Annotated in this window: 10 protein-coding genes; 7 read left to right on the top strand and 3 right to left on the bottom strand. The window is 42.6% G+C overall.

The features are described 5' to 3' along the window. Positions 1-181 precede the first annotated feature (181 nt). Both KS242_RS13810 and KS242_RS13805 read left to right on the top strand, forming a co-directional pair. Positions 182-1,129: an LCP family protein gene (locus KS242_RS13810; protein ID WP_254391717.1), complete on the top strand. Its 948-nt coding sequence runs from the start codon at positions 182-184 to the stop codon at positions 1,127-1,129. A 113-nt stretch (positions 1,130-1,242) separates the two neighbouring features. Beyond that, complete coding sequence (locus tag KS242_RS13805; RefSeq protein ID WP_371747553.1) at positions 1,243-2,166, top strand: LCP family glycopolymer transferase; 924 nt, start codon at positions 1,243-1,245, stop codon at positions 2,164-2,166. A 41-nt stretch (positions 2,167-2,207) separates the two neighbouring features. On the opposite strand, the gene KS242_RS13800 is transcribed toward KS242_RS13805, so the two are convergent. Then, on the bottom strand, positions 2,208-3,860 hold the full coding sequence (locus KS242_RS13800; protein WP_217321858.1) for a Na/Pi cotransporter family protein: 1,653 nt from the start codon (positions 3,858-3,860) through the stop codon (positions 2,208-2,210). Between the two features lie 467 nt (positions 3,861-4,327). Between KS242_RS13800 and KS242_RS13795 the strand changes: the two genes are divergently transcribed. After that, complete coding sequence (locus KS242_RS13795; RefSeq protein WP_217324170.1) at positions 4,328-5,620, top strand: amino acid permease; 1,293 nt, start codon at positions 4,328-4,330, stop codon at positions 5,618-5,620. On the opposite strand, the gene KS242_RS13790 is transcribed toward KS242_RS13795, so the two are convergent. After that, positions 5,597-6,217 carry a LysE family transporter gene (locus KS242_RS13790; RefSeq protein ID WP_217321857.1) on the bottom strand — a complete coding sequence of 207 codons (621 nt, stop codon included), beginning with the start codon at positions 6,215-6,217 and terminating at the stop codon, positions 5,597-5,599. The genes KS242_RS13795 and KS242_RS13790 overlap by 24 nt on opposite strands. A 354-nt stretch (positions 6,218-6,571) precedes the next feature. Between KS242_RS13790 and KS242_RS13785 the strand changes: the two genes are divergently transcribed. Further along, positions 6,572-7,090, top strand: a complete 519-nt coding sequence (locus tag KS242_RS13785; protein WP_217321856.1) for a sigma-70 family RNA polymerase sigma factor — start codon at positions 6,572-6,574, stop codon at positions 7,088-7,090. A 195-nt stretch (positions 7,091-7,285) separates the two neighbouring features. Beyond that, complete coding sequence (locus tag KS242_RS13780; protein WP_217321855.1) at positions 7,286-8,629, top strand: UDP-glucose dehydrogenase family protein; 1,344 nt, start codon at positions 7,286-7,288, stop codon at positions 8,627-8,629. Positions 8,630-8,666: 37 nt separating this feature from the next. Here KS242_RS13780 and KS242_RS13775 read toward each other — a convergent pair whose 3' ends face one another. Further along, positions 8,667-9,662: a helix-turn-helix domain-containing protein gene (locus tag KS242_RS13775; protein ID WP_217321854.1), complete on the bottom strand. Its 996-nt coding sequence runs from the start codon at positions 9,660-9,662 to the stop codon at positions 8,667-8,669. A 130-nt stretch (positions 9,663-9,792) separates the two neighbouring features. On the opposite strand from KS242_RS13775, the gene KS242_RS13770 reads away from it, so the two are divergent. Together KS242_RS13770 and KS242_RS13765 are read left to right on the top strand one after the other, a co-directional pair. Further along, positions 9,793-10,698, top strand: a complete 906-nt coding sequence (locus tag KS242_RS13770) for an ROK family protein (RefSeq protein ID WP_217321853.1) — start codon at positions 9,793-9,795, stop codon at positions 10,696-10,698. Position 10,699: 1 nt separating this feature from the next. Then, positions 10,700-12,115 carry an aryl-phospho-beta-d-glucosidase gene (locus KS242_RS13765; RefSeq protein ID WP_217321852.1) on the top strand — a complete coding sequence of 472 codons (1,416 nt, stop codon included), beginning with the start codon at positions 10,700-10,702 and terminating at the stop codon, positions 12,113-12,115. Positions 12,116-12,229: the final 114 nt, after the last annotated feature.

Below are 12,229 nucleotides of genomic sequence, written 5' to 3'. Positions count from 1 at the left end.
AGCTAGCTTGAAAGACAAAGTTAGACCAAGCGTGTTAGTAGAATAAGCCCATATTACTCTATATTCCCAAGAAACTCTCCTGTGCAATGAATACGCTTTGCGTTTTGTTTAAAAACTATATTACAACAATGCATTTCATGCTATTATCATTAATAGGCATTTCTAAGAAAGGCGGATCAACGTGACCTTACAACGTCAGACGCGCAAGAAGAAGAAAGTGCGCAAATTCAGAGTGTTTATGGTGGTATTTCTCATCGCTTTTATAGCAATTGGATCTTATGCAGCATTTCAATATTTCAATGCTTCTAATGCTGCAAATGCAGATAACAATCTAAGTGATGACGTTGAATTCAATGGATCAGATGAAAACGTCGATAACGTGAATGTGCTTGTTCTTGGGAGTGATTCTCGTGGAGAAGACAGTGCTCGGTCGGATACTATTATGATTGCCAATTATAGTTCCGATACAAAGGAACCGAAACTCATCTCAATCATGAGAGACACCTATGTGAATATTCCAGGCTACGGATATAACAAGATTAATGCTGCTTATGCCCTCGGTGGACCAGAGCTAATGCGAAAGACGATTACAGAAAACTTTGGTATAGATATTAATTATTACGCTGAAATTGACTTTAAAGGCTTTGAGAAACTCGTCGATGCTGTAGCACCAGATGGAATTGAATTGACAGTAACTCCTGAAATGACAACCGACCAGAAAGCTTTAGGTGTACAGTTAACAGAAGGTACGCAAAAGCTGCAAGGTAAGGAGATATTAGCTTATAGTCGTTTTCGTCATGATGCAAACGGTGACTATGGGCGAGTGCAGCGTCAGCAAGAAGTGTTAACGAAGCTGAAAGAAGAAGTGGCGAGTGTTACAACACTTGCTAAGCTACCGAAGTTGATTGGTATTGCAAATGGCTATGTGAGCACGAATGTTCGAAATGGCTTGCTGTTATCGATGGGTACAGACGTACTGCGCGGTAAGACAGAGGATATGCAAACAATGCGTATTCCAGTGGATGGAAGCTATCACGATGCCCGTTATGACGTTGGTGCTGTGCTGGAATTTAATGTTGGCGGATTGGAACAAAACGCTCAAGAAGCTCAGACTTTCTTAAATCAATAAGTGAGTAGAAAGTAATAGAAACCTCTTCTTTTTTTGAAAGATTTAACAAAAAGAAGAGGTTTTTTATGATATAATCAGATTTCCAGTGGTAACAGATTAAGGGGGATATGGTTTTGGGCAGGAAAGAAAAGCGTAAGAAGAAACGAACTTGGCTGAAAGTGCTATTAAGTATAGTTGCAATTTTAGTAATTGCTGTAGTAGCTACAGGTTTCTATGCTACCAATAAAGCAAAAACAACGGTTAATACAATGCAGAAAAATACAGATACGATTGATAAAAAACAATCAACAACAAAAGTGAAAGAAAAAGAGAAAATAAATATTTTGCTGCTTGGTGTCGATCAGCGTGACGGTGATGCAGGCCGTTCGGATGCTATGATGGTTATGTCACTCGATCCAGTGAATGATGCAATGAAGATTATAAGTGTTCCGCGCGATACACGTACAGAGATTGTAGGGCATGGAACTGTAGATAAGATTAACCATGCGTACGCATTTGGCGGTATTGATATGTCGGTGGCTACGGTAGAGAATTTCTTGGATATGGAAGTGGATTATTTCGCTGAAATGAACATGGAAGGCTTATCTGATTTTGTTGATGCTGTTGGCGGTATTACAGTTAATAACCAGCTGGATTGGATTGATGAAGGTTATTACAAAAAAGGTTATCACTATGCACAAGGTGAGATTCAATTGAATGGACCTAAGGCAATGGGTTATGTCCGTATGCGTCACTTAGATCCGAATGGTGACTTTGGTCGTAACGCTCGTCAGCGCCAAGTTATTCAAGCTGTTATCGATAAAGGTGCAAGCATCAAGTCAGTTAATAAAGTTGATGATATCCTGGGAGCGTTAGGTAATAACGTGAAAACAAACATGGATTTCTCAACCATGACAGATTTGTTCAAGAACTATCGCAATGTTCGCCAAAACGCGGAGAATTACCAGATGCAAGGTGCTGGTACAAAGATCGACGGCGTTTATTATTATGAAATTCCACAGAATGAACGAGATAAAGTGCATGATATGATTTCCTAATAAATAGAGCTCCTGGCAATTTGCCAGGAGCTCTATTTATTTTAATTATTCACTGTATGCATATGCTTTGATTCCCCAAGCACAGCCTCCGCAATATTCACTGCATGGTCGCCGATACGTTCTAGGTTACTGATCATATCAATAAAGATAATACCGGATTGACCGCTGCAGGAGCCTTCTGTGAGGCGCTGGATGTGTTGCTTGCGCAGTTTGCGTTCCATTGCGTCAATTTTATGTTCTTGCTGGATAACGAGTTTTGCTTGCTCTTTATCACTGTTTTGCAGCGAGAGCATCGCATCTCTGACGGTGTCTGTAGTTAACAGGAACATTTCTGTTAAGTCTTCCATTGCAGAGCTGGATACTTTTACTTTGTTTGACTGCTGGTACTCAACAAGTTCAATCATGTTTTCGAAATGGTCACCGATACGTTCGATATCGCTCACGGCATCAAGCAGGGCGCCATGTTCCGCTGATTCCTGTACAGAGAGCGACTCAGCGGAGATTTGAACAAGATAGTCTACAATCTTGCGGTCAAAGTTGTTAATCGCTTGTTCAAGCTGATATGCGTTGTCAGCGTGTTTGACTGACTTGGTTTGCAAGTATTCATTGGTTGCTTCCAACCCTTGGACAGCAACATCACCCATGCGGATAACTTCTTGTTTCGCATTCCCTAATGCAACGGATGGTGACTGCTGAATCATCACTGGATCCAATTTGTTGGCGTTCAACTCAGCTAATTTGTCTTTGCCAGGAATCAGCTTCGTAACAATCCAAGCGAGTACAGCAACAAATGGCAGCTGAATGAGTGTGTTTGTAATATTAAACGTTCCGTGTGCAAATGCGATGGTCATGGCTGGTTCTAGGTCCAATGTGGCTTGCAGCCATTTTACGAGTGCCGTATAAGGAACGAGTAAGATTAGGAATATTACCGAACCGATCACGTTAAACAATACGTGCGTGAAGGCCGCTCGTCTCGCTGCAACAGATGCACCAATAGACGCTAACACAGCTGTAATCGTTGTTCCTAAGTTATCTCCGAAAAGAATTGGCAATGCTGCCTGTAAGTCCACAAGTCCTTCTGCATAAAGTCCTTGCAGGATACCAATCGTTGCACTTGAGCTTTGTACGACAACCGTAAATAGTGTACCTGCCACGGTTGCTAAGATTGGGTTATCACTCATTTGTAAAGTGAAATCATGAAAAGCGTCTAAGCTGCGGAGTGGTTTCATTGCACCGCTCATGAGCTCTAGTCCGTAAAATAAAGCACCAAAACCAAAGAAAATTTGTCCTAAGTTGTTGATCTTTTTATTTTTAAAGAAGAATAGCAAGAAGGCCCCAACTGCTAAGATTGGCAGTGAATAAGCGCCCACATCAAGACCGATAATGAATGCTGTAACTGTTGTACCAATATTGGCACCCATAATAACACCAATTGCCTGGCGAAGTGTCATAAATCCGGCACTTACTAAGCTGACTGTTATGACGGTAGTACCTGAGCTGCTTTGAATCAAGACGGTAACAAGAATACCAGCGAGTACGCCCATAAGCGGATTGGTCGTTAATTTATCCAAAATGTCGCGTAGTTTGTCGCCTGCTGATCGTTGCAGTCCATCTCCCATTGATTTTATCCCAAATAGGAATATACCTAATCCCCCGATAAACGAGAAAATCAGTTCTTGTACGTTAATTTCCACTATCGTCACCCCTAAGGTTTATAATCTGTCGCAAACACGCCTATTATGTCTAATTGTGAAAGTTATGTAAAGGTAATTTTGATAGTATTTACAAAAGCTTTACAAAAGTAGGGCTTTCTATAAGAAAGTGACCAATTAATAGGAAAAGATTGGAGAAACGCAAGAAAAAAGAGCTGTCCGCTAGTGGCAGCTCTTCCATTCAAAGCAAGCTTTTGTATCCGTTAAATACGATATAAATCGTGCCAATCATCATGACAGCAAGTAAAAATAGCATAGTATAGAAAAAGGCTTTTTTCCCTTTGGATGGCATCCTGATGCTCCTTTTGCATAGATAGAATAATCTTATCTTACCACGCCTGTCTTACATAATTCCAACATTACTCCTCATACTAACGAAACGAGGAGGGAACGGTTTGAAAAAGCATCCAGGTAATAAAGGACAAGGCAAAACATCTAATGCAGGCAATATGAAATGGTGGCAGCTGTCACTGATAGGGATTGGCTGTACCATCGGAACGGGATATTTTCTCGGTTCGGTAATTGGCATTCATTTAACTGGATCATCCATTGTTATTTCGTTCGCATTGGCAGCTGCTGGTACGCTTATTGTCTTTCTATCTCTTGCAAAAATGACAGCGAGTGACCCGCAGGAAGGATCATTTTGCTATTACGCCGGCAAAGCCTTTGGTGGCTGGGCTGCCTTAAGCTGCGGCTGGAGCTATTGGTGCTCCAATATCCTTATTATGGGCAGCCAGCTGACAGCGATATCACTGCTAAGTAAGTTTTGGTTTGAGAATATTCCGTTATGGGTCTTTTCCGCGATTTATGCTGCGCTGGCAATTATAGTTGTGCTTGCCGGCGCAAAAGGCTTCAACAAGATGGAGAATGTGTTTGCGGTCGTCAAGACAGCTGCTATCACGATGTTTATCATCTTGGCTCTGCTTGTCTTATTCGGCGGTATCTCGACAGAGTCAACATACAAACCGTTTCAGGAATCATTTCTGCATGATGGCTTCAAAGGTTTATGGGCTAGCTTGATCTACGCGTTTTATGCGTTCGGCGGAATTGAGGTTATCGGACTGATGGCAATGCAGCTGAAGAAGAAAGAAGAAGCAGCCAAAGCAGGTACAATCATGCTGATAGGTCTTGCCATAGTGTATATCATTTCCCTGCTCCTGGCATGCAGTTTAGTCGGTACACATGGTTTTCATACAAATGAAAGCCCGTTTGTTACGGCACTTGAGAAAACACCGCTCGGATTTTTCCCGCATGTGTTTAATGCGGCGGTCATTGTTGCAGGATTCTCCACGCTCTGTGCGGCTCTATTCGCTGTCACCAATTTATTAGTGACGTTAGCGAAAGACAAAGACGCACCGCAGCTCTTTGCGAAAAAATTAAAATATAAAGACTTGCCCCTGGCGAGTATGCTGCTTGCTGCAGTCGGGTTACTCGCCAGTATTATTACGGCATTGTTATTGCCCGGGAAAATATATGAGTACATTACCACGGCAGCTGGTTTGCTGCTGCTGTACAACTGGCTGTTCATTCTGGCGTCAGCTTGGAAAAATGAGGACTATAAAATTGGTAATAAAGTGGTGTCTGTCATCGGTGCTGTCTTGCTGCTAGCGGCTATTAGCGGAACAGCCGTGGAAGCGGAAGTGCGACCAGGCTTATATGCAAGCGGCGGCGCGATTGTGTTGATTTTACTTATAGGTATATGGGTGAAACGCAAGAAATCACAAAACGCTAAGCACGCCTAAATAGCCGAAATACACGCCAAAGCCAAGTAATGACAGACCAGATATGAGTGTTATTCCGCGCAGCAGCTTATCACTGAGGAAGCGGCGTAAACTGCTGGAAAGCAAGGCGATGATATTGTCCCAAAGAAATACACCGACGAAGATGCTGATTGTATACAATAATAAATGGTTACCTTCGCCATGCTCGACAATTTTGGCTAACACAGAGCCGTAAACGCCAACCCAGAACATAATGCTAATTGGATTGACGAGTGCAAGCAAAAATCCATAGCGAAGACCTTGAAGCGGTGCCACAGCTGTCATACTGGCACGTGTTAGTGTCCGAGTCTTGAGCACACTTTCCACACCTAAATAAAGGAAGACAAAGCTTCCGAAGAAATAGAGGAAGGACTGCACAACGGGGATCATGATTACATGATAAAACCCGAGATACACAAGCAGCATATAAAGGATATCTGCCAGCATTGCGCCAACGCCGACAGACAGGCTTTGAAGATAGCCGCCTCGAATGCCTTTTTCCATCTGAGCGGCGTTCACTGGACCGACTGGTGCCGAAAGACTGATTCCTAACAAGATATAATTAAAGATACTTCCCATGCTTGGCCTCCTTTTGGCTGACTTATACAGCCTATTCAGCGACCAAGAAAGCTAGTCCAAGTTTTTATTTTACAAAATATTAATATGCCCGCTAAAACACGCCTTTCTTAATGGAAAACGCGTGTTTTCTTTTTGTTTCGCTTTCAGACGACAAATCCTGCAGTTAAGAAACTGTAAAAATAGCCTGTTTTTGCTTCGTAATGTCGAAATTGGTAAATCCGCCCTTTTCTTGCAAAAAAATCGATTATAAGACAGAATAGCTGTGGATGAACAAAAAGTCCTAAAACAAGGAAAAGGAGGGGCGTCATTCATAAGCTGTTTTACCTAATAAGAATTTAAGGAGTGGATGAAACAATGGATATCCGAAGTAAAGATTTTGACGCAATTCTTGACCAGTACAAAAACATGATTCACTACCACATCCACCGAATGCGAGTGCGAGATCCGCATGATGAGTTTTTATCAGAAGGTATTATGGCTTTATTCCTCGCCTGTAAAGGATATGATGAGACGAAAGGCAATTTTAACTCCTATGTAAGCAGAATGATCCGCTATCGATTGATTGACTACCTCAGAAAAATCATCCGCGAACAAGAAAAGACAGACCTCATTATTAATGAAGCCCACACCCAAGCAGCCATTCAGCAAGAATTGGATTTTCTGGAGAAAGAGGAATTCTGGCAAAACGTCAAACGTACATTAACTGATAAGCAGTATAAATATGTATACTGGCGGTTCGAGCGTAAGCTGCCAATAAAAGAAATTGCTCGTATTGAGAACACGACAGTTGATGCTGTGAAGAATTGGGGGCGTGAAGTGAAACGCAAACTCAAGGAACAGCCGTTTATATTGGAATGTAAGAATAAGAAATAATAAGGAAAGGGTGCGCTGATGCACCCTTTCCTTATTGTTAAATATGTAAATTTAATGAAAAAATCTCGTGAATTATGACCGCAAACTGGATAATTTATAGTAAACTATTAACATTATCATTTCAAAAAAATTAGCTGTAGAACATAGCTTAGTAGAAGTGTTTATTCACTTTGGAAATAAGAAAGGATCGTATAAATGAAGAAAATTGCAATTGTTGGAACAGGATATGTAGGTTTAGTTACAGGAGTGGCGTTATCAGATATTGGTCATGATGTAACATGTGTGGATATCGATGAGACGAAAGTAGCTAAAATGAACCAGGGTAAATCTCCTATTTATGAGCCTGGCCTTTCCGAACTTATGACTAAAAATATTGATAAAGGCAATCTTCATTTCACAACAGATCACAGCATCGCTTTCCGGGATGCAGAGGCTATCTATATTGCGGTAGGCACGCCAGAACGAGCAGACGGTTCTGCGAATCTTGACTTTGTACAGCAAGTAGCAAGAGATATTGCTGCCAATGTATCAGATCAAGGAGCAGTTGTTGTTACAAAGAGTACGGTACCTGTTGGCACAAATAAACTTGTGAAGCATTGGATTACCGAAGCGCTTGATCGTGATGTAGCAATCGAAGTCGTTTCCAATCCTGAATTCCTTCGGGAAGGTTCTGCTGTTTATGATACATATAACGGAGACCGTATCGTAATTGGAGCGGAATCAGCAGAAGCAGCTGAATTAATTGAAACAATCAACAAACCATTCGGCGTACCTGTATTCCGTACCGATATCGAGAGTGCGGAGATGATCAAATATGCTTCCAATGCTTTCTTGGCGGCAAAGATTAGTTTTATCAACGAAATTGGTACCATTTGCGGCAAGCTTGGTGCGAATATTGAAGATGTAGCTGCAGGGATGGGAATGGACAAACGGATTGGTGATAAGTTCTTGAATGCAGGAATTGGCTACGGCGGTTCTTGTTTCCCGAAAGATACGAAAGCACTTATCCAGATTGCCGGCGGTGTGAATCACAAATTTGATTTGCTGGAATCTGTAATCAATGTTAACAACAAGCAGCAGCAGCTTCCGCTTGATATCGCACAAATGGTCGTTCGCGGCGGTTTGGAAGGCAAGAATGTAGCAATGCTTGGCTTAGCATTCAAACCGAACACAGATGATATGCGTGAATCAGCAAGTATCGTTTTGGCGCATAAATTGGCAGACCTTGGCGCAAACATTTCGGCATTTGATCCGATCGCCATGGACAATGCCAAACGTCTGCTTCCAGAATCTGTTCATTATGCTGCATCTACAGAAGAAGCACTGCAGAATGCAGATGTTGCGTTCATCGTCACAGAGTGGGATGAATTCAAAGATCTTCCGCTAACTGTTTTCGAACAAAAAATGAAGCAGCCGATCGTCATTGACGGCCGCAACTGCTACCCGCTCAGCTATGTAGAAACAGCGAATATTGATTATTACTCGATTGGACGTCCGTCTGTCATTCGTGCAGGCAAGTCCAATCAGCCAGCAAACTAACATGGATAAGCCGACAGCTCCTGCTGTCGGCATTTTTTTATGTCTGCTCCCGGTATTGCCGCGGTGTAAGACCAGTATGTTTTTTGAATACTTTTGTGAAATAGCTTTGGTCATGAAAATGAAGCAGTGAACCGATGTAAAGCAGCTGATGATCTGTTAATCGCAACAGTAGCTTTGCTTCTTCAATCCGCAGCTGCTGAATATAAGTGCGTATTGGCATGCCCACTTCTCGTTTGAAGCAGGACGATAAGTATGTTGCATTCATTTGCAGCATATCTGCTAGCTGCTCTAGGTTAAGTGTTTCGTAAATGTTTTGATACATGTAGTGGATACAATGAGCAATCTTTCGGGAATAAGCGCCTGCTTTTCGTTCACGCACTCTTGCCGCGAACGTGCACATCGCTTCTATTTCCAGATTTATAATAGAGGCACTCGTTTTTTGGTCCTCAATTTGCTGGATATACATATCACTCATCGTAAATGCAAGTTCAGATGGCAGAGCTGCGTCAATAGCAGCTCTCGTCGCTAATGTAATCACTGTAATCGCTAAGTTCTTTTGGCTGCGTAATTCATTTTGTCTGGCAAGCTTTCCTTGTAATCCTTCTGGAAAATGATCAAGCTGTTCTCGCACTAAATCCGGCCGGCCTGCTCGAATACACGCAAAGACTTTCTCCTCCATATAAGGATAGTGGTGATACGTTACATTCTGTCTATTCTCTGCAGCTTGAACAAGTGGCTGATCGTCCGGTTGTGCATGTAATTTGCTGCGATCGAGTTCACGTTGATAGAACATGTAATACGCAACGGAGCCAATCGCCGTTAAGGTGTCACCTGTAACGTCCTGCCCATTGGCCATTGTGAGCCGCAAAGTACCTGTTACTTCTCCATCTTGCAAAAGTGGAAGCAAGAAAGTATAACCAAACTTGTCCTTCATCAAGCAAGGAGAAGCGCATGTTTGTGTTTGCTCATAAACAATATGTATCGGATATGCTTCTTGAAGCAGCCGCATGACAACGCTATATTCGTTTACCATCGCTATAACCTCCATGACAGAAAATGAAAAATAACTACAAAAAAACGAAAGAAAATACCAGAAATGTAATCGGTATCATTATACCATGAAGATGCACAATTTCTAACAGAACAGAGCCGGAGGTGCGCTCATGTACGTAGTTGTAGATATAGGCGGTACGTTAGTCAAGGCTGCCTTAATGGACAGAAGCGGGAAAATCATCAAAAAAGAGACACGTCCAGCTTCCAGGGAAAATATCGAGGCATTTGACACTATTTTATATGCGGCGATTGATAGCTTGTACAGCGAAGACGTTCGAGGCATTGCGGTAAGTACGCCAGGAGCGGTTGATGTGGAGACCGGCATTATTTATAACGGCGGTTCGTTCCCGTTTCAGCATCGGGTGAACTTGCAGAAAAAACTGGCTGACAAATACGGTGTCACCGTGGCGGTGGAGAATGACGGTCGCTGTGCGGCGTTGGCAGAGTTATGGCTGGGCAGCATTAAAGGGAAACAAGATGCTGTCGTGCTCGTCTTAGGCAGCGGAGTAGGCGGCGGTATCATTTTGGATGGCAAGCTGCGTCATGGCAAAAATCTGCTAGCAGGAGAAATGAGTTATATCATGCAAGCGGTGGAGCCTGAATCGAACAAAGCCGATTTTTTTGGAGCAAGCGGTTCTGCTGTACGAATGATTCATAGCATCAATAAGCAAAAAGAATGGTCAGATATCTCAGATGGGAAAAAGGCATTTGCGTTTATTCTGGCAGGCGATGAAGATGCGAATACGATATTTGATACGTTTTGTTTCCATATTGCTGCGCAGATTATCAATTTGCAGTACATACTTGATCCAGAAGTCATTAGTATCGGCGGCGGTATTAGCGCGCAGCCCATCGTCGTCGAACGTATCCAGCAGGCAGTGGATGAGCTGAAACAAGTTAATCCCATGCATGTAGCAAAGCCGCGTATTGTCTGCTGTCATTATCAAAGCGATGCCAATTTATATGGAGCACTGTACCACTACTTATTACAATACGAAAAAACAGGAGGAAAATAATATGGCAGAAGTGAAGAAAGTATTTCCTGACGGATTCCTATGGGGCGGTGCCGTCGCGGCCAACCAGCTGGAAGGTGCTCATCAAGCGGACGGTAAAGGTTTGTCTACGGCAGATGTTTCACCAAACGGCATCATGTACCCAGCATCAGAAGATCCAAGCGAACTGAATCTCTATCATAAGGGAATCGATTTTTATCATCGCTATAAAGAGGATCTAGCTTTATTTGCGGAACTTGGCTTCAAATGCTTCCGTACATCAATCGCCTGGACACGTATTTTCCCGAATGGCAATGAAGCGGAACCAAATGAAGCAGGCTTGCAGTTTTATGATAATCTATTCGACGAAATGCGCAAACATAACATCGAGCCAGTTGTGACAATCTCGCATTACGAAATGCCGCTTCATCTTGTGAAGCAGTATGGCGGCTGGCGTGACCGTAAAGTAATTGATTTTTATGAGAAGTTCGCACGTACAGTCCTGGAGCGTTACAAAGGCAAAGTAAAGTATTGGATGACATTTAATGAAATCAATGTTGTCTTGCACGCACCGTTCACTGGCGGCGGCTTACAGTTTGAAGAAGGCGAAAACAAGCTGAATAGTATGTATCAAGCTGCGCATCACCAATTTGTTGCTAGCGCACTAGCGGTAAAAGCATCTCATGAAATCAATCCAGAAGCACAAATTGGCTGTATGATTGCATCGATGACCACGTACCCGCTGACGCCAAATCCGGATGATGTGTTCGCAGCATTAGAGCAGGACCGCAAAACATTGCAGTTCTCGGATGTGCAAGTGCGCGGCTTCTACCCTGGCTATATGAAGCGCTACTTCAAAGAGCATGATATCAGCTTCCACATTGCAGAAGGCGATGAGGAATTAATGAAAAAGCACACAGTTGATTATATTGGCTTTAGTTATTATATGACATTTATTGCCACTACGGATGAAGCGAAGCTGAAAGAAGCAGCTGAAGGGAACTTGATGACCGGCGTTAGAAATCCTTATTTGAAAGCTTCGGACTGGGGCTGGCAAATTGATCCAAAGGGATTGCGTACGACGCTGAATACACTGTATGACCGTTATCAAAAGCCATTGTTTATTGTCGAAAACGGACTTGGTGCGTATGATCAGGTAGAAGAGGACGGCAGTATTCAGGATGATTATCGTATCGATTATTTGCGAGCGCATATGGAACAAATGCGTGAAGCAGTCGCGGATGGTGTCGATTTAATCGGGTATACTGCTTGGGGACCAATTGACCTAGTCAGCGCCTCCAAGGCAGAGTTAAGTAAACGATATGGTTTTATCTATGTGGACCGGGATAATGAAGGAAATGGCACACTGGAAAGAAAGAAAAAGAAGAGTTTTGATTGGTATCAGCGTGTTATTGCGACGAATGGACAAGATTTATCATAATACCTACACCTTGCTGCATTAGCGGCAAGGTGTTTTTGATTTTATTGGAAGTGCAACCAATATACTATTAATATATGTAATTATAGATACAAAAGTGCTAGATTGTACCACAAA

The sequence above is a fragment of the Terribacillus sp. DMT04 genome, from assembly GCF_019056395.1.
Lineage (GTDB): Bacteria > Bacillota > Bacilli > Bacillales > Amphibacillaceae > Terribacillus > Terribacillus aidingensis_A.
Note: the sequence above shows the minus strand (reverse complement) of the source record. Positions and strands in the feature narration are given on the sequence as shown.